This window comes from Allobosea sp. Leaf344, from assembly GCF_001426225.1.
GTDB lineage: Bacteria > Pseudomonadota > Alphaproteobacteria > Rhizobiales > Beijerinckiaceae > Allobosea.
Genome location: NZ_LMRT01000014.1, coordinates 1 through 18,558, shown reverse-complemented (window position 1 = coordinate 18,558; position 18,558 = coordinate 1). Strand labels below are relative to the sequence as shown.

At 67.4% G+C, this 18,558-nt stretch carries 16 protein-coding genes; 9 read left to right on the top strand and 7 right to left on the bottom strand.

Annotated elements, in window-relative coordinates; all coding sequences use genetic code 11:
* Positions 1–11 precede the first annotated feature (11 nt).
* From ASG72_RS12120 to ASG72_RS20755, 6 genes are all read left to right on the top strand, one after another.
* Positions 12–848, top strand: a complete 837-nt coding sequence (locus tag ASG72_RS12120; RefSeq protein ID WP_244488787.1) for an ankyrin repeat domain-containing protein — start codon at positions 12–14, stop codon at positions 846–848.
* A gap of 99 nt (positions 849–947) precedes the next feature.
* Positions 948–2,561: an amino acid adenylation domain-containing protein gene (locus ASG72_RS12115; protein WP_162246242.1), complete on the top strand. Its 1,614-nt coding sequence runs from the start codon at positions 948–950 to the stop codon at positions 2,559–2,561.
* Positions 2,562–2,564: 3 nt separating this feature from the next.
* A complete protein-coding gene (locus ASG72_RS12110) occupies positions 2,565–2,813 on the top strand; it encodes an acyl carrier protein (protein WP_156395929.1) in 249 nt (82 codons plus the stop codon).
* 64 nt (positions 2,814–2,877) lie between these two features.
* On the top strand, positions 2,878–3,735 hold the full coding sequence (locus tag ASG72_RS12105; protein ID WP_156395928.1) for a hypothetical protein: 858 nt from the start codon (positions 2,878–2,880) through the stop codon (positions 3,733–3,735).
* 13 nt (positions 3,736–3,748) lie between these two features.
* Complete coding sequence (locus tag ASG72_RS12100) at positions 3,749–5,185, top strand: oligosaccharide flippase family protein (RefSeq protein WP_056712644.1); 1,437 nt, start codon at positions 3,749–3,751, stop codon at positions 5,183–5,185.
* Positions 5,186–6,099: 914 nt separating this feature from the next.
* Positions 6,100–6,613 (top strand): VWA domain-containing protein (locus tag ASG72_RS20755; RefSeq protein ID WP_210168558.1); only part of this gene is annotated, 514 nt, incomplete at its 5' end.
* Positions 6,614–6,744: 131 nt separating this feature from the next.
* Here ASG72_RS20755 and ASG72_RS12085 read toward each other — a convergent pair.
* Positions 6,745–7,446, bottom strand: a complete 702-nt coding sequence (locus tag ASG72_RS12085) for a helix-turn-helix transcriptional regulator (RefSeq protein ID WP_056712641.1) — start codon at positions 7,444–7,446, stop codon at positions 6,745–6,747.
* Between the two features lie 149 nt (positions 7,447–7,595).
* Here ASG72_RS12085 and ASG72_RS12080 point away from each other — a divergent pair, with 149 nt between their 5' ends.
* Positions 7,596–8,018, top strand: coding sequence for a nuclear transport factor 2 family protein (locus ASG72_RS12080; protein WP_348271585.1), 423 nt, complete (start codon positions 7,596–7,598; stop codon positions 8,016–8,018).
* Positions 8,019–8,132: 114 nt separating this feature from the next.
* On the opposite strand, the gene ASG72_RS12075 is transcribed toward ASG72_RS12080, so the two are convergent.
* Entirely contained in the window at positions 8,133–9,032 is a 900-nt protein-coding gene (locus tag ASG72_RS12075) for a transglutaminase-like cysteine peptidase (protein WP_056712640.1), read from the bottom strand.
* A 233-nt stretch (positions 9,033–9,265) separates the two neighbouring features.
* Here ASG72_RS12075 and ASG72_RS12070 point away from each other — a divergent pair, with 233 nt between their 5' ends.
* Positions 9,266–10,615, top strand: coding sequence for an HlyD family type I secretion periplasmic adaptor subunit (locus tag ASG72_RS12070; protein ID WP_082540296.1), 1,350 nt, complete (start codon positions 9,266–9,268; stop codon positions 10,613–10,615).
* Positions 10,605–11,246 carry a ribbon-helix-helix domain-containing protein gene (locus ASG72_RS12065; protein ID WP_056712639.1) on the top strand — a complete coding sequence of 214 codons (642 nt, stop codon included), beginning with the start codon at positions 10,605–10,607 and terminating at the stop codon, positions 11,244–11,246. The genes ASG72_RS12070 and ASG72_RS12065 overlap by 11 nt, the downstream gene beginning before the upstream one ends.
* On the opposite strand, the gene ASG72_RS12060 is transcribed toward ASG72_RS12065, so the two are convergent.
* The 5 genes from ASG72_RS12060 to ASG72_RS12040 form a co-directional block, all read right to left on the bottom strand.
* Positions 11,247–13,433 carry a type I secretion system permease/ATPase gene (locus ASG72_RS12060; protein WP_162246241.1) on the bottom strand — a complete coding sequence of 729 codons (2,187 nt, stop codon included), beginning with the start codon at positions 13,431–13,433 and terminating at the stop codon, positions 11,247–11,249.
* A 21-nt stretch (positions 13,434–13,454) separates the two neighbouring features.
* Positions 13,455–14,840, bottom strand: coding sequence for a TolC family protein (locus ASG72_RS12055; protein WP_056712637.1), 1,386 nt, complete (start codon positions 14,838–14,840; stop codon positions 13,455–13,457).
* 168 nt (positions 14,841–15,008) lie between these two features.
* Positions 15,009–15,389 carry a hypothetical protein gene (locus ASG72_RS12050; protein ID WP_156395926.1) on the bottom strand — a complete coding sequence of 127 codons (381 nt, stop codon included), beginning with the start codon at positions 15,387–15,389 and terminating at the stop codon, positions 15,009–15,011.
* Positions 15,390–15,452: 63 nt separating this feature from the next.
* Positions 15,453–15,794, bottom strand: coding sequence for a hypothetical protein (locus tag ASG72_RS12045; protein WP_056712635.1), 342 nt, complete (start codon positions 15,792–15,794; stop codon positions 15,453–15,455).
* Between the two features lie 24 nt (positions 15,795–15,818).
* On the bottom strand, positions 15,819–18,558 hold a 2,740-nt coding region (locus ASG72_RS12040; RefSeq protein WP_056712634.1), incomplete at its 5' end, for a type I secretion C-terminal target domain-containing protein.

Here is an 18,558-nt window from a genome sequence, read left to right as displayed (position 1 = left end):
GAGACGCGGCGATGACGCTGAATTGGTCGGCCATCCTGGCGGTGGCACTGGGCCTGCTCCTGGCCGGCGGGCGCGCCTCGGCCCAGATGCCGCCCTCCGCCGCCGAGATCGCGGCCTATGACGGGCTGCACGCGGCCGCCTGGGCCGGCGACGTCCCCGCCATCGAGCGGCTGGTCGCTTCCGGTGCGGCCATCGACAGGCGCGACGGCCAGCGCCGGACCGCTCTGCACATCGCCGCCCATGCAAGGCAGCGCGAGGCGATGCGGGCGCTGGTCAGGCTCGGCGCCGACCCCCGCGCGCAGGATGGGCAGCGTTACGACGCCATCACCATCGCCGCCGTGGCGGATGATCTCGAGACCTTGCGGGTGGCTATCGCGATCGGCGGGGACCCGCGGGCCATCACCAGCCCCTATGACGGCACGGCGCTGATCGCCGCAGCCCATCTCGGCCATGACGAAATCGTCAAGGCGCTGATCGAGGCGGGGGCGCCGCTCGACCATGTCAATAATCTGGCCTGGACCGCGCTGATCGAGGCAGTGATCCTCGGCGATGGCGGTGTCCGCACCAGCGCACCGTCCGTCATCTGGTCGAGGCCGGCGCGAGGCGGGACCTCGGCGACCGCAACGGCGTCACGCCGATCGAGATGGCCCGCCAGCGCGGCTATGCCGCGATGGTGCTCATCCTGGGCGGTTCCTGGACACGGGGTTCGCGCAGGCCGGACCCGGTTTGTTTCGGCCTTGAGCGGTCCCCGTCGGGGGCCGGGGCCCGGGCTCGCGTCAAGGCCGAAGCCGCGCCGCTCCTGCATCGTCACCAATAGATCGCAGCGCCCGACAGCGCTCCCTGCATAGTGAAGTTTAACCGCGATTCCCGATGCTAGAAATTTTTCGTTGCGTTTCTATAATTTCCAACTGAACATCGACTATACAAAAAACGCGATGAGGGGTGGGATGCGGAGCGACTTTAATCTGGCATTGGACCTCGCTCATCAGGCGCAGGCCCGGCCCGGCTGCATCGCTCTTCAGACCGCCACCGCGCAGCTGAGTTACGGCGAGCTCGCCGAGCGCGCCGCCGGCCTCGCCGCTCATCTGGTGAAGAGGCGGCGTTCGGGGCGCATCGGGATCCTCGGCACCCGCAGCATCGAGGCCTATATCGGCGTTCTCGGCGCCTGCTGGGCCGGATCCGCCTATGTCCCGCTCAATCTGAAATGGCCGGTGGCGCGGCTCAGGGCTCTGCTCGACCAGCTCGATCTCGACGCGATCATCGCAGACGCCAATGGCGCGCGGCTGCTGACGCCGGCGGTGCTGGCGCGGGCACCGGATCTGGTGATCCTGCCCCGGCCCGAGGAGATCGCCCCTTCCCGCGCCTCGCAGAGCCTGCTCGCCCTGGATGCGCGGACCGAGACGCCGCTGCCGGCGCCGGTGCCGGTGGCCGCCGGGGATCCCGGCTACATCATCTTCACCTCGGGCACGACGGGCCTGCCCAAGGGGGTGGTGATCTCGGCCGGCTCGCTGGCGCATTATCTCGATCAGAGCGCGGGCTGGACCGACTACCGGCCGGAAGACCGGCTGGCCGAGGCCTGCGACCTGACCTTCGACCTCTCGGTGCATAATCTGTTCCTGGCGCTGCGCGCCGGTGCGCGGCTGCACCTGCTCGCACAGCTGGAAACCATGGCGCCGGCCCATGCGATCCGCCGCCATGCGCTGACGGTCTGGATGTCGGTGCCGACGGTAATCGCGCTGATGCGGCAGGCCGGCACCCTGCGTCCGGGGCTGCTGCCATCCTTGCGGCTGTCGATCTTCTGCGGCGAGCCTTTGCCCGTCGCGGCCGCCCAGGCCTGGGCGGAGGCGACGCCCAATGGCCGCGTCGAGAACATCTACGGCCCCACGGAAGCCACCGTGATCGGGCTTCGCCAGCCGCTGACCGACCCGCCGGTCGTCACCGCCGGGCGCGACATCCTGGCCATCGGTCGGCCCTATCCGACGATGCGGGTCGCGATCCTCGATGGCGAGCAGCGCCCCGTCCCGGCTGGCGAGGCGGGCGAGATCGCGCTCGCCGGACCGCAGCTCGGCATCGGCTATTTCGGCCAGCCCGAGCTGACGGAGGAGCGCTTCCGCATGCTTCGCGGCGAGCGCTGGTACCTGACGGGTGATCTCGGCCGCGTCGATGCGGAGGGCGTGGTCCACCATCTCGGCCGGGTCGACAACCAGATCAAGCTCAAGGGCAACCGGGTCGAGCTCGAGGAGATCGATGCGCATCTGCGCCGGGCGGCCGGGACCGAGCTGGTCGCGACGGTCGCCTGGCCGGTCCGGCACGGCTCCGCCGAAGGGCTGGTGGCCTTCGTCGCCGGCGGGCATGGCGATGCCGCGCGTCTGCGGGCGGCGCTCGCGGCCGAATTGCCGCGCTACCTGATCCCGGAGCGCATCGCGTTCCGCGACGCGCTGCCGCCCAACGCCAACGGCAAGATCGACAGGGGCGCGCTGCGCGACGAGCTGGCGAGGGAGGAGCCCGCCAATGACGCTGCCGCCGCCCGACCCGCGGCCGAACTGGTGCAGGGAGCTTGACCGGTGCCGCCTTCCCACGCGCTGCGCGAGATGATCGCAAATTTGCTGCTCGACGCCGGCGACAAGGCCGGTTTCGCGGCCGATGATTCACTGTTCCTGAGCGGCCGGCTCGATTCCCTGGCCGCGGTCGAGGTGCTGGGCGCTCTCGAGCGGGATCACGGGCTGGATCTGAGCGACGCCGATTTCGACATCACCGAAATCGACACGCTCGCCCAGATCGAGGCGCTGGTTCGCGACAGGAGCGCGGGCTGATGCAGGCGCGCCACCAGCTCCGGCGCCAGGCGGCGGCGGCCTCGGCCGGCGAGAGAGCGGGCCGATGACGGCGGGACGCACGATGCTGCGGCCGATCGAGCCGCGCGACCGGAGCGCCGTGGTGGCGCTGCTGCGGCGCGGCTTCCCGCAGAGCTGCCCCTCCTTCTGGGAACGCGGGCTGGAGCGGCAGGCCGCGCTGCAGCCGGATCGCTTCGGCCTGCTGCTGGAGCGGGCGAGCGGCGTCGTCGGCGTGCTCCTGACCCTGCGCAGCCAGCGCTTCCGCGACGACGGCAGCCGTTTCGAGGCGATGAACCTGTCGAGCTGGTACATCGAGCCGCCGCAGCGGCTGAAGGCGACGGCGATGCTGCGCGCCGCGCTCGCAGACGAGACGGAACTGGTCACCGATCTCACGGCGGCGGAATCGATCTACCGGATGAATGCCGCCGCGGGGCTCTCGCCCTGGAGCAGCGGGATGGTGCTGGCCGGGCCCCTGCCCTGGCTGGCAAAGCCGGTTTCGCGCGGCGTGCAGATCCGCGATCTCGCGGCCGCGGCAACACTGCTCCCTCCTTGGGAGGCCGATCTGCTGGAGTGGCACCGGCGCGATGGCTGTCTCGCGGCGGTGCTGTGTCTCCCGGACAGGGCGCTGCCGCTGCTGTTCCGGGTGATCAGGCGCCGGGGCGTCCGCTTCGCGCAGCTGATCTACGCGCCGGACCGACAGCGCGTGCTCGCACATCTGCCGGCGGTGATGCGCTTCCTGGTCAAGAACCGCCTGTTCTTCGTCGCGATCGACGCGCATCGCGAGATCTGTCCGGCCGGCGCGCTGTTCCGGGCCGGCCGTCAGCGCTTCTGGCGCGGCCCCGGCGACAGCGTCGCGAGGCTGGATTACGCCTATTCCGAGCTCGTCCTGCTCGGCGTCTCCTGAGAGAGGCGCAAGCATGATCCTGCGCAGCACGGCGCTGTATCTGCCGGCGAGCCTTCTCGGGCCGCTGCTCCAGCTGGCGACGATCATCGTCCTGGCGCATTGGCTTCCGCCGGCGGCGCTCGGGCTCTATGCGCTGATCGTCGCGGTCCAGGACCTGACCCAGATCGCGACGCAATCCTGGTGGTCGCAATATGTGCTGCGCTATCTCGACGGGCGGGACGAGGCGCTGCGCCGGCGCCAGGACGTCACCGAGATCGCCGTGCTCGCCGGCAGTGCGGCGGCGCAGGCGGCGCTGATCGCCGCGAGCGTCGCTTGGCTCGGCGGGCAGAGCGGATCGCCGGAGCTGATGGCGGCCGCCGCCTGCTCGGGCGTGCTGCGCGCCACGTTGACGCATGCGGCGATCCGGGCGCGCGCGGCCCAGGCCATCGGCCTGCACAGCCTCGCGCAACTGGGCGGCCCGGGCCTGAGCCTGGCCTTCACCCTGATCGCCTTCACCGCCATGCAGCCCGGCCTGACGACGCTGTTCTGGGCGGTGGCGCTCGCCCATGCGCTGCTGCTCCCGATCATGCTGCATCGCCTCGCCTATCGCGGGCCGTTCCAGAGCCTGCGCTTCGACCGCGCCATCCTGCGCCAGGCGCTCGGCTATGGGCTGTTCACCACGCTCGGCGCCGGCCTGTCCTGGGTCACCCTGCAGAGCATGCGCTTCATCATCGACGTCACGCTGGGCGCCGCGGCGGTGGGGCTTGTCTTCGTCGGCTGGGGGATCGGCCAGCGCATCGCCACGCAGATCGGCGTGCTGGCGACCACGGCGATCTTTCCCCTGGCGGCCCAGCGGGCGCGCGAGGAGACGCTCGCCGCCGGGCTCGGCGTGATGCGCTCCGCCGCGCCGCTGTTCCTGGGGCTGCTGGTCCCCGCCGTCATCGGCGTCTTCGCGATCGCGGAGCCTCTGGCGCTGCTCGTCGCCCCGGCGCCCTATCAGGCGATGACGGCGGCCATCCTGCCGATGGCGACGCTGACCGGCGCGATCCGCGTGTTCCGCAACCATCTGCTCGACGAGATGCTGCAGCTCGACGCGAAACCCGGGCTAATGGCGCGGCTCGATTTGGCGGAGGCGGTGCTGACCATCCTGTTCTGTCTGATCGGCGCGCTGGCGGGAGGGATCTGGGGCGCGCTGCTCGGCTGCCTCGCCGCGACGAGCCTGGCGACGGCGCTGGCGCTGGTGGTGACGGTGCGGCTCTATGGCTGGCCCATCGCTTTTCGCGACCTCGTCACGATTTCCGTGGCGGGTCTCGTCATGGCCGCCGCTCTCGCCTCGGCGCCGGGAGCCGGCGGGCCCTGGTCCCTGCCCGCTTCGATCGCCATCGGCGGCGCGTCCTATCTCGCCGCCTGCGCGCTTCTCGACCGGCAGCGGCTCGGCGCCATGTTGCGGCGGCAGCGCGCCGCGATCTGAGGGGCGGAAGGCGTTTCCCCGGCCTGCCGGACGCTACCCGGCTCCGCTCACGGCCCCAGCGCTTTTGCCCGCGAGGCCGCGGACAGGACCACCCTCCCCCGCCGATCGGGCTCTTCGCCAACAAAGTACACTTTTAAGGAGACGATGCTTGAAACTGAATATCTCGGTTGCGGTCCATTAACACCTTGGTTCCATTCTGAATTCGACCGCAAGCGAGGCCGAGATGAAGATTTTCCAGAAGTTCAGGGACGACGAATCCGGAAACTTCGCCATGATGTTCGGACTGGCCCTGGTTCCGATCCTGGGGCTGGTCGGCGCCGCCGTCGATTATGCCCGGGCCAGCAAGGCCCGCACCGAGCTCGCCGCGGCGCTCGACGATGCGGCGCTGATGGCGGCCCGCGACGCCTCCAAGCTGACCGATGGCCAGCTCAGGACGCGGATCAACGAATGGGTCAAGGCCAATCTCTCATCCGACACCGCCGCCCAGTTCAGCACGGCCAACATCGCCATCGACAGGGTGGCCCGGACGGTTACCGTCGGCGGCGCGCTCAATGTCGATACGACGGTAGCCCGCGTCATCGGCACGAATCTGATCGAGGTCGGCGCGCAGAGCCAGTCGAGCTGGGGCACCAAGACGATCGAGCTCGCCCTCGCTCTGGACAATACCGGCTCCATGGCCAGTTCCGGCAAGATGGCCGCGCTCAAGACGGCGACGCGCGAGCTGTTGCGCACCATGAAGGACGCTTCGGCCGGCGGCGACCAGATCAGGATCTCGATGATTCCCTTCGCGACGCAGGTCCGCCTGCCGCAGAGCTACAAGGACGCGCCCTGGCTGAAATTCACCGAGACGCGCGAGACCGGCAACGGCCAGAACAAGAAGACCGAGACTATCACCAAGGGGAGCTGGGAANNNNGGATGGCGACACCAACGGCAACAACGACACGCGCTACCCCGCCGATTTCTGCAAGGCGACCTCTCTCGCCCGGCTGCTGCCGCTGACCAATAATTGGGCGGACCTCAACGAAAAGGTCGACCAGATGACGCCGTCCGGCAATACCAACGTCACGATCGGCGTCAGCTGGGGCTGGGCCAGCCTCAGCCAGGCGCTGCCGCTCGACGAGGCCAAGGATTACGACACCCCGCGCCTGTCGAAATACATGATCGTCCTGACCGACGGGCTGAACACCGAAAACCGCTTTACGAAGAACGGCAACGCGATCGACGCCCGCACCGGCCTCGCCTGCAAGGAAGCCAAGAAGGCCGGGATCCAGATCTATACGGTCCGTGTCATCGACGGCGACGCCAATCTGCTGCGCGACTGCGCCACCAACCCCTCCATGTATTACGACGTCAAGAACGCCTCGCAGCTGACCCCGGTCTTCCAGAAGATCGCAGCCGAGATCAGCGCCGTCCGCCTGACGCAGTGAGGCGTGAACCCGGGCCTGAGGGCCGATCCGCCGCGGCTGGATCGCGCAGCGCCAGGCTCGCGAGCCGGCAGATCGCCCATGCGAATGGCGCCGATGCGAGGCCGGATGGCGCGGCGGCATCAATGTCGGGCTCAACCCCCTGTCTGTGCCCGACGATAGGCTGCCGGGGTGACGCCGAGGCTCCCCTTGAACATGGCGATGAACCCGCTGACGGTCTCGTAGCCGAGATCGAAGGCGGTCGCGGTGACGGACGACCCGTTCGCCAGCAACTCCATCGCCTTCAGGATCGACGCTGATCGGCACCAGGCCGCGAAGGTGAGCCCGGTCTGGGCGGGGAAGAGGCGTGTCAATGTCCGCGGCGAGATGCCGCCGAACCGCGCCCATTCCGCCATGCGTCGCCGCTCTCCCGGCCGCAGGATGATGGCGCCGGCGATACGGGCAAGGCGTGGATCCCCGGGCATCGGCAAGGCGAAGGGCATTGGCGGCAAAAGCAGGATCTCGTCGAGAATGACGGCATCGAGACGCCGCTTCGCGGGCGCATTCGCGTGACGCGACCCGCCCGCGGCTGTCCTGACCGCCTCCCGCAGCAGATCGGACATCTGCAGGACTTGCGGCTCGGCCGGAAAGCGGGCGCATAAAGGCTCGGCGACATAGACGCTCCAGCAGCGGACCGTGCCGTGAGAGCGGAATTCATGCCCGTGTCGCGGTGGGATCCAGACGGCGCTCGTCGCCGGCACGACCCATCGTCCCTCGGCGGTGCCGACCGTCGCCACCCCGCTCAGCGTGCCGAGCAGTTGGCCTCTGGCGTGATGGTGCATGGAGGTCGCACGCATCTGCGCATCGGACAGGACCGCGAAAACGAAAGGGCGATCGGTATTCGCCTCGCAGGGGGAGATCGGAAAGAGTCGAATTGGCGGATCTTCCGTAGCGTTTGGCCAGCCTAGCTTATCCCTGCCATGCGCGACCCGCTAGTCTTCGGCTCATGGGTCCAGCGGAGCTTCGGATGATGTCGGAACGGTCGATCGCTATGATCAGGGAGGTTTTCGCGATGTTCTGTGACGTCGAGGCAGAACCCGATTCCATGGCTCGGTTCTTCACTCCGGATTATCGGCAGAGCGTCGATGGGAGGACCGTCGATCTCCATGGCTTCCTCGGCCATGTCCAGGCTCTGCGCGCCGCACTCGTCTCGATCGAGATCGACATCCAGCAGATCGTCAGCGATGGGGTTTCGGCAGCGACGGTGCATCTCGTGCGGGTCGTCAGGCGAAGCGGCGAGAAGGCGACCATCAAGGTCGTGGCCTTCTATCGCTTCGACGGCGACCGGATCGCCGCGATCGACGAGCTGACCCATGTTCTGGAAGGCCGGGCGGGCGACGAGGAGCTGGGGTCGATGCCGTCGGAGTGAACGGGCAGCGTCACGGCTGATGGCCGGGGGGTCGGGGTTCGACCCGGTGGGCGGCTCGCGCGCGTCAAGCCGACGCCGAGGACTATGCCGGCTCGGCGGCGACGCCTTCCAAGCTCACGAGCGCCGCGTCACCTTGTAGCCGTGGATCCAGGCGCCGCGTGCGCCATAGGACAGCAGGGGCTGGAACTCGCCCTGGCCCTCTGCGAGTTCGACACGTGACGTCAGATTATCCAGATAGAAATTGCGCGCCGGCTCCGCCTTGACCACCAGGATCGCATGATCTTCGCGCAGACGCGTCTGGCGACCGAGGCTGAGATGCATGTCGGCGGGATCGATACCCGCGGCGCGCAGCATCCACATCTTGGCGATCGCGATATCCTCGCAGTCGCCGCGTCCCCGCGCGAAGGTCTCGGCCAGCGTCGCCCAGTGATCCGACACGCCGTAGATGTCCCGGTCCGTCCCATAGCGGATCGTGCCGTTGACGAAGCTGTTGATCAGCTTGACCTTTGCGTCACGCTCGAGCCTGCGGGCCTCTCGAACGACGCCCCTCGCCTTCTGCATCAGCGGGCCGCCGCAATCCTGCGCATTGTCCTGGCAGGGCCTGCTCAACGCGATATGCGCCTGTTCGGACAGCACCTGGCGCCAGCGTCCGGCATGGACCGAACCGGTGACGGAAATGGCCACGGAACCGAAGATCGAGGCCGGCGTGCCATCGCTGCCGAGCGGCGGGGCTTCCGCCCGTTCGCGCGACGCCGGGACGAGATCGGGAAGATAGGGGCGGTAGTCGAGCGCGGCGAAGCGCAGGCGGGGGTGGCCCTCTCCCAGGCCGGATGCGACGCTTTGCCCGGCAGGAAACCGCGACCAGCCCAGCTCGACATCAGTCGGCGAGGCGACGAAGCGCGCCATCGGCACCGCCGCGACGGGCGCGTCCGGGCGTGGCTGCGGCTCGCTCTGCGCGCCTTCCTTCAGCATGGGCAGGTCGATATTCGCCTGCGCGATCTGGGCCGGCGCCAAAAGGGCCGCCAGGGCCAGCAGAACTGCTCCCGCCCGGCTGTTCCGTCCTCTCGCCCACATCCCGATGCCCCCCTCGCGAGTGGCATTGAGGGGCAGGGTCCGTAGCAGCGGGGCTGCCGTAAACGCTAAAAGTTGATGGATCGAGGATTAGATATGATCCAAGGGAAACAGGTGGTAACACTTCAATCCCAGTGTTGAAGTTAGTTGTTTCAGGTTTGGAAACCCTACGGCCCATGTCAGCCCTGACCCGCCTGAGAGACCGACTGGGAACATCCCTCGGCCCCGAAATTTCCCAGGGAATTCAGAGCGGCGAGGCGGTTCCGCGCGCTGCCAAGCTGGTCATCCTGGCGGTCGGCGTGTTGTTTCTGTCTCTCGGCCTCTGGGCTGGCCTGACCCAGCTGGAGGAGGTGACGCGCGGTTCTGGCCGGGTCATCCCGTCGAGCCGGGTCCAGGTGATCCAGACCCCGGAAGCAGGGGTGGTTCGCGAGATCCCCGTCAGGCTCGGCCAGCGCATCCGCAAAGGCGAATTGCTGATGCGGCTGGAGGATACCCCCAACGCGACCCGTGCCAACGAGGTCGAGGCGCAGGCGCGGGCCATCCGCGCCCAGATCGCTCGGCTGGAGATCGAGGCGTCGGGCCGCGACGAAGCCTATCAATGCCCGGCCAGCGTCGCCGCCGTCGCCCCGGCAGTCTGCGCCAACGAGCAGAGCCTGCTGGCGCTGCGTCGCGAAAACCTCAACACGCGGCTCGAAGTCTTCAGGCTTCGGGTCAACCAGCGGCGCCAGGAGATCGCCGAGACGACCGCCGGCATGACCCGGTTTTCGGAAGGGCTTAAGCTGGCCGAGCGCGAGATGCGGCTGGTCGGCCCGATGGCGACGCGCAATCTCGTCTCGCAGATGGAGCTGCTGCGCGTCGAGCGCCAATTGGTGGATTTCAAGGGCCAGGTCGCGACGGCCACCGAGACGCTCGCGAAGCTGCAATCGGCGCTCTCGGAAGCGGAATTGCAGGTCGAGGAGCAGGTGATCCAGTTCCGTCGCGAAGCCGCGGGCGAGCTGACCACACGCAAATCGGAACTCTCCGTCATCGACCAGACCCTGCGCGGGGCCGAGGAGCGCGTGGCCCGCACCGACATCCGGGCACCCGTCGACGGGATCATCAACGCCCTGCCCGTCACCACGGTCGGCGCCTTCCTCAATGCCGGCGAGCGGGTTGTGGAAATCGTGCCGCTGGAAGACAAGCTGTTGGTCGAGGCGCGGATCCGGCCCTCCGACATCGCCTTCGTGACCAATAATCAGAGCGCCATCGTCAAGGTCACGGCCTATGATTTCTTTCAATATGGCGGGCTGAACGGCACCGTCGAACATGTTTCGGCCGACAGCCTGTTCGACAGCAATGCCAAGGAGAATTTCTACGCCGTCATCATCCGGACCGACGAGGCGGCGTTGAAGCGCGGCAATGTCGAATATCCGATCATCCCGGGGATGATCACGGATGTCGACATCATCACGGGCCGAAAATCGATCCTGACCTATCTGCTGAAGCCGATCAACAGGGCCTGGCGCGAGGCGCTGCGTGAGCGCTGAAAACCCCGCAGAGGCGGCGGAGGCGGCAGAAGCGGCGCCGGCCGTCGCCCTGTCGCAGCGGCGCACGCGGATCCTGTCGATCGACGGCAAGCGCCGGATCTTCGCGCTGGAACTGCCTCTCTGGGCCGCGCTCGAACGCATGGCCGCGCGCAAGGGCAAGCGGCTCAACGTGCTGATCGGCACGCTGCTGACGACGAGCAACACCGAGAGCCAGACCTCGCATCTGCGTGCAGCCGCCGTGACCTGGCTGCTCGGCGAATGCGATCTCCTCCGGGAGCAGATCCAGGCCTCGATGCGCGGCATCCTCTCGGCCATCCCCGCCCCGGCCGTGGCGATGACGGCGGATCAGCAGGTCATCGCGCAGAACTCCGCCTTCGCGCGGCTGGCCACCGAAACCGCGGCCGAGGCCGGCGAGCCGGGTTCCGGGCCGGAGGTCACGCTGCGGCTGGATGTGGCGCCGGCGCGCCTGATCGCGCTCCTCACCGCCGATAGCCACCGCGCGGTGGGCGCGCCCTTCACCTTGCGGACGGCGCGCAGGAAGCGCAGCGGGATCATGAACACCGCGATCGTCCAGACGGGCGGCACGCCGCTGCTGCTCTGCGTGGTCAGGAAGCTGTCGGACGAGCCCTGATCAGCCCGGCGCGGCCGCAGCCGTCGTCGCGAGCCGCTGCAGCACCGCGTCCCGCGGGCCATCCGCGACGACCCGGCCGGCCTCGATCACCACGACACGATCGACCAGCGAGAGCACAGCATTGCGGTGGGTGGTCACGACGAGGGTCGTCTCGGGGGATAGCGACGCTTTCAGCCGGGCCACGAACAGGCGTTCCGTCGCCATATCCATCGAGCTGGTCGGGTCGTCCAGGAACAGCACCTTGCCGCGGCGCAGGAAGGCGCGCGCCAGCGCCACCATATGCCTCTGGCCGCTGGACAGAAGCCCGCCGCGCTCGCCGACGGGCAAGGCGTAGCCCTGGGGGTGGCGCGCGGCGAACTCATCCACGCCGGCGAGCTTCGCGGCCTCGACCAGCTGCGCGTCGGAGCTCTCCGGCCGCGCCAGCAGCAGGTTCTCCCGCAAGGTGCCGTGGAAGAGATCGGCTTCCTGCCCGATGAAATTGATCTCATGGCGCAGGATGTGCGGATGGTATTGGCGGATATCGACCCCGTCGATCAGGATGTCGCCGGCGGAGATGTCGTAGAGCCGGATCAGCAAGCGCCCGAGCGTGGTCTTCCCAACTCCGACGCGGCCCAGGATCGCGACCCGCTCGCCCGGCATGATCGACAGGTTCAGACCGTCGAGGATCTTGCGGCCTTCCGGATCATAGGAGAAGCCGACATTCCTGAACTCGATATGCCCCTTCTCGATGTCGCGCGCCACCAGCAGGCGCTGGTCCACGCGCTCATCGGGCAGCGTCATTACGCCGTCGAGCGAATCCAGCGCCGAAAAGGCCTGGCGCACGCGGGTCAGGCTGATCGCCAATTGCCCGGCCGGCCCGACGGCGCGCCCGGCCAGCATCGAGCAGGCGATGATGCCGCCGACCGTGATCATCGACAGGTCGAAGAGATAGGCGCCGATGATGATGATCGCGATCGTCGCCAGGAACTGCATCGCATAGGCGATCGTCGCGGCGTAGGAGGACAGGGATTTGATGCGCTCGGTCGAGAACGAGGCCTCGCGTGAGATCATGTCCCATTTGCGCAGCAGCGGCCCCTCCGCGCCGACGCTCTTGATCGTCTCCAGCCCCGCCAGCATCTCGACCATCAGCGAGTGGCGCTGCGCCTGGGTGTAGCGCGCCCGCGCCAGTTCATTGCCCATCAGGCGCTGGATCAGCAGCCCGACGCCGACCATCACGGCCAGCACGACGACCGGCACGAAGGCGAGCGGCCAGGCGATCCAGGCGATGACGGCGATGAAGATCACCGCGAAGCAGACGTCGATCAGGAAGACGATCGTATTGGAGGCGAAGAAGTCGCGGACGAAATCATATTCGTTGAGCCGCTGCGTCATCGCGCCGGTCGTGGCCGCCCGCGAGGCGAAGCGGGAATTGAGGACGCGCTCCATCATGGAACTGGAGATGCCCAGATCGAGCCTTCTGGTGACGTGGTCGATCAGATGCGAGCGCACCACCCGCAGCAGGAAGTCGAAGGCGAGCCCGATGGTGACGCCGGCGGCCAGAACCCAGAGGGTCGTGAACGCCTTGTTGGGCAGGACACGATCATAGACGTTCATCGTGAACAGCGGCGTGATCAGGGCCAGCAGGTTGATGATCACCGTCGCCAGAAGGATATAGCCATGGGTCCGCCAGAAACGGACCAGCCTGCCCCAGAACCAATGCGCCTCGGCGGGCCGGCCGTCCTTCGGTTGCATCTGGCCGGCGGCCGGGCGCAGGGAGGCCATCGTCGGCTGGATCGCCATGTCGGCGATCGCGGGCAGCGAACCCGATTTGCGGAATTCCGGGAGATAGGCGTCGAGCGAGCCGTTCTGACGAACCTGTTCGATCAGGATCGGCCGGCCGTCATCGCGCCAGGCGACGACCGGCGCATCGGCGCCGATCAGCTCCGAGATCGGCCGCTTTATCCAGGTCACGCCGATCTGGATCTTCTCGGCGGCCCGCACGAACAGGTCCTGCGTGAAGCCCTCCTCGCCGAGCGGCAGCCCGGCCGTCAGGATCGCTTCAGAGCTCGGCCGCTCGAACAGCACGGCAGCGCGCTGCAGGCAGCGAAACAGCAGATCGTCCGCCACGGGGGCGGCGATCGCCGCCGCTTCCCCTGAGTCCGCGGCAGCCGCAGAGGTCGTCTCGCTCTCGAGAAGGGCAGCGTCCACCGAGCCGATCCGTCCGCTCGCTCAGCGGATGGCACCCTGCGGCAACCACGGACGCGCGCCGGGAGCCGGCGGCGAGTGCTGCGGCAGGATATCGGCCGTGGATGTCGGGGGAACGTTGGCATCCGCCCTGGCATAGGTATTGGCATGGGCGGAGGGCTGGAGACCGAGCGCCTTGACCAGCTGGCCAGTCGCGGCGAGGACCCGATATTCCGCGAACAGCGCGGAGGTCCGCGCCGTCTCCAAGAGAACCTCGGCGTTGTAGCGGGTGTTCTGCGCGTCGAGCAGATCCAGCAGCGACCGCCGGCCGACCGAGAACTGGTCGTTATAGGCCGACACCACCCTGTCGCCGGCGGCGAGCTGGCGACCGAGGGCGCCGGCGAGCTCGCTCTGGCGCGCGCGCCGGTCGAAGGAGAGCTTCACCTGCTCGCGGATCTCGCGCAGCACCTGATCGCGCGAGAACTGCGATTCCGCCACGCGCCGCGTCTGCTCCTGGATGTTGGCGGCGTCGATACCGCCATTATACAGGTTCCAGCGCATCACGCCGCGCGCCTGGGCATCATTGGTGCGGCCGCTGACGCCGTCCATGTCGCGTCCGACGCGACCGCGCGCCTCGAGGAAGAATTCCGGAGCGAGTTTGGCACGGGACGCGCGGACGAGCGCGTTGGCCGCATCGATCTCGGCACTGGCGATCTGCAGCCGCGGATTGTTGCGCGTGGCGAGGCCGAGCGCGAGATCCAGGGATTTCGGCAGTTTCGCGGCCATGGAGCCCGGCATGGCCGGCCGCGACAGGTTGATCCCGACCAGGCGGTTGAAGCGGATATGCGCGGCGCTGAGTTCCTGCTTGGCCTCGATCAGCCGGGCCCTGGCGCTGAGCACCCGCTCCTCGCCCTGGCGCAGATCGGCATCGGTCAGCGAGCCGCTCGATACGTTGGCCCGGATGCGGGAGAGCGTATCCCCCAGGAAGGCCACGTTCTTCTCGGCGATGCCGACCAGGCGACGCTGCAACATGGTTTCGAGATATTCGCGCGTCACTTCGAGCGCGAGAAACTCGGAGCGCTCCCAGACGCGAATGGCGGCGCCGTCGACCCGCGAGGCCTGGCGATCGACTTCCGCCTCGCGGCTGCCACCGTCGAACAGTTTCCAGGTGGCGGTGACCCCGGCCTCGACCGGGGAGTAGTTGCTTTGCGGATTGGTGCCGACCTGCAGCGGGCGATCGAGTTCGCGGCGGCCGGCGGAGGCCTCCAGATCGATGCGGGGCATGAACAGGCCGCGGGCCTGGCGCAGCTCGAAGGAGATCGCCTCCTTGTTCTCGATCGCGGCGCCGATCTGCGGGTTGGTCTTGAGCGTCAGCGAGACGGCGTCCCGCAGGGATTGCGCCTGTGCGCCGCCGGTCAGGAGGCCGATCATCGAGCAGGTCAGCAGGAGGCGACGCGCCGTCGGCCGCGAAAGGCTACTTGAACTCAACATGTTTCCCCGCCCGGTCTTCCACTCCAGCGGCATGACGCCCCGGAGACCCCCTGAGTGGCATCGGCAGCGGAGGCGTTGCGGCCTCTCACTCCCGCCAGCCGCACCTCGTCACTTGAACCGCGTCATCCGCACGTAATTGCATTCACATTGGTTGAGGCGATCGACATTGACTTCCCCGGTCGCCAGGTGACCGGCCGCGATGCCGCAGGTGACGCGCGCCAGATCTGCCCATTTGATCCGCATGGACCGGCTGTTCTGCGTGCTGTCGCGCTCATAGACCTCGACCGAGCTGTCATAGAGTTCGCGGGTCTGGATCTGCATCGCCTCGAGCGTATCGAGCGCCGCGATCGCGGATTGCTGCCCGGCCGGACAGAAGCCCTGGACGACGGTTTCACGCTGAGTCATCGGAGCACTTAAATCTGCCGCATGACTTTTACCGACAGAAGCGCAGAGCGCTAATCCCAAGGCCAGCAGGGTAAGTTTGTGCATCGCCAACTCTGTACACTTTGCTGCGAATTAGAAGAATGAATTGCTCACATCTCAAGTTGACGTTCAAGCGGTGTATGCGGTCGTGGTGAAGCACCACTCTGAGTCGAGTGGCGAATCCACAAGTGCTGTGGCGAAATTGCCGCTGTATCCCGGGTTGGCGACGTCTGCCGGGTGACTCACTGGTGTAAAGTCAGCCGTTGATGACGACTCGTAGACAGCAGGGACAGGCAGACTTAATTCTTCCGCGACATTTAGGACGAGGTCGGCAAGCAAGGGTTGTGTCGGCTGAGGCGCTGGTGGGGCGACCAGGCCGAGCGCCAGCCCCACCGGGATCGGGTCCTCGACGATATCGGCCGCGCCGAGCCCGATGGCGACGAGCGCCGAAGCCTGGTCGTCAACGTCCATGGCGCGATCCTCGCTCGTGGCGGCTCATGTGATCGTCACCGCATGGGTCGGATCATTGTCGAAGATGACCGAGACGCTGGCCGGCGCGGCGCTGAAGGTCGCGACGGTGACGAAGCTGGCGCCGGCACCGGCGCCGTTCGTATCGACCTGCAGCGCATTGCCGACGATGTTGACCAGCGAGTCGACATTGGCGGCCGTCGCCCTGTCCCCGACCGGCATGGTCGCGAAGAGCGCACTGAGATCGACCTTGTCACCCTCGGCGAGGCTGTAATCGGTGATGAGGTCCGGCAGATTCACCGACAGCTTGGACGGATCGATCAGGAAGATATCGGCACCCGTGCCGCCGGTCAGCGTGTTCTGGCCGGTGCCGCCCATCAGGACGTCGAGACCGATCCCGCCATCCAGCAGATCATTGCCGGTGCCACCGAGCAGCACGTCGTTGCCACCGTTTCCATTGAGCGTATCGTCGCCATCGTCGCCGGACAGGACATTGGACGCGGAGGAGCCGTTGAGCGTGTCGGCCTGGCTGGATCCGATAACGTGCTCTCCCGCCGCAGCGTCGATGACGGGGGTGACCCCGCTGGCGGAAGCGGAGAAATTCTGGATGACGTCCCCGCTCGTGGCGAGCGCGACGCTCAGCGATGCCGACACCGCATCTCCATCCCCGTCGACCAGTTCGAGGGGCAGCGAAAACTGCGCAAGGCCCGGCGAAATCGCGCTGGTCCCGAAGCCCTTCAGCAGAAACGCGCCTCCCGAGGCGTAGCGGACGTCGAGCGTCGTATACCCGGGAGAACCAGTGAAGATCGCGACGGTATCGTTCGACCCGAGATTGGAGATGGTGATCTCTCCGGCCGAGGCGCCGGCAAGCTCGGTCACCGTATAGGTCCTGACGTCGCCGACCGGTCCGAGATTGACGGAGTTCGATGCTCCCGCCGTGGTGAGATCGACATATTGCTGATAGGTCGTCGCGCCGACTGTCCTGGTGATGATCACGCCAGTAATTGGCGTCGTCGTCCCATCACCCACCGTCGAATAGCCGGCAATGACTGGATCGTTCACATCGGTTTTCGCGGCGAATTGTACGGTCGACGCATTCGCGTCGAACTTCAAGGTACTGCCATTGACCGTGTAATGCCCATCGAAGGTATGGCCTTGGGCAGGGTCGGGATAGTTGCCGCTCGCGGCTGGTGAGCCACGAAGATCGGTCACGAAATCGAGGCGCAGACCTTCGTTGGTGCCGATGCGAACGCCGTCGCCACCGCCCGCTGCGCCAAACCCGTTATTGGTGTTGTTGACGCTGGTGCCACTCCCCATAGGGGTGATCAGGAGGTCGCGACTGTCGTTGTTGATCGGCGATTGAAGCGTCTCCCCCGCCGGAACGAAACCGTTCCAGGTGAGGTTTCCGCCGCTCGGAGCGTAAGCGAGGCCGGAGAAATCGACGCTGGCCGAGGCGCTGTCGACCGGACGAGTCATGACCACGGTATAGGTATCGTTGGCCGATGCGAAGGACGCGTCGGGGTTCAGTGTCACGGTGAAGACCGTCCCGGCGGCACTGGAGCCGGTCAGCGTCAGCCCGTTCGCCGAGACCGCATAGGTGATCGGCAGACCGCCCGAGGTCAGCCCGCTCGCCGCCCCGTTCAGCGCCGAGGAAAAGCGGATCGCGCCGCCATCGGCTCCGAGATTGGGGTCGATATTGCGGTCGACATCCAGGGCTGCGGTGAAGCTCGCACCCGCTGTGTTCAGCAGAACAGCCGCATCCGGCACGATGGCCGTGGGTGCATCATCGACGACGGTCACGGAGGCGGTGCCCATGACCACGTCGCCGGAGGCGTCGGTCGCGGCGATCTTGACATTGGTGACGGCGATCGAGCCGGTCCCGAGCGCGTGGTTCAGGTTGTCGACCAGCGTGGCCGTCAGAGTCGGTGTGGCGATGTCGCCACCCGCGGCAGCCGTCACGTCCCCGGAGAGCTTCAGCACGATCGCGACGCCCAGTGTCGCGGTCGGCGCGCTCGTCTTGATCAACGTGCCTTCCAGCTCTCCCGCGCCGTTGAGGGCCCAGGTCAGCGCGTAGCCCGTGGCGAGATCCGTCACGATCGGCTGGTTGGCGCCGGTCGGTGCGGCGAAGCCGACCGTCAGCGCTTCTCCGGTGGTGGTGAAGCTGATCCCGGTGGAGGCCTGGGCGCTCTCGACCGTCGTCCCCGGCTTGGTGCCCGTGACAAGGCCGGCCCGGATGTCCAGCGGGTCCTTGGTCGTATCGAGCCCGGCCTCGTCGAGGGTCAGGGACATCGTGCCGCCGCCGGTCGGCAGCGTATTGGAGATGACACTGGTCGTCCCCGCGGTGACCAGATTCTCGTATTCGTCCGGATTGCTGACGCTGGCGATGCTGTTGACGATCGGGCTTCCGGTGCCCAACGGATACAGGACCGTCACGGTGCCCACCGTATTGGCGGACCCGCTGGCGATCGTCACGCTGCTCCCATCCGCCAGCGTGAAGACGAGATTGCCATTGGTCGGACCGATCGGCGTGAGCCCGGTCAGCGTGCTCAGCGTCACCGTATAGGTGATCTCGGTGCCAGTCGGGACATAGGTCGGGCCGCTGGCGGTGAGGGTTGCCGTGACGGTGTCGGTGGTATCCGAGACCACCGTCGAGACAGGGGTCGGATCGAAGGCCAGCGCCTCGAGCGCGCCGGGCGTGTTGGCGTTGGCCTCGACCGCATTGGTGATGCTGTTCGTCACCGTCGCGCCGTCCCGGTAGACGTCGTCC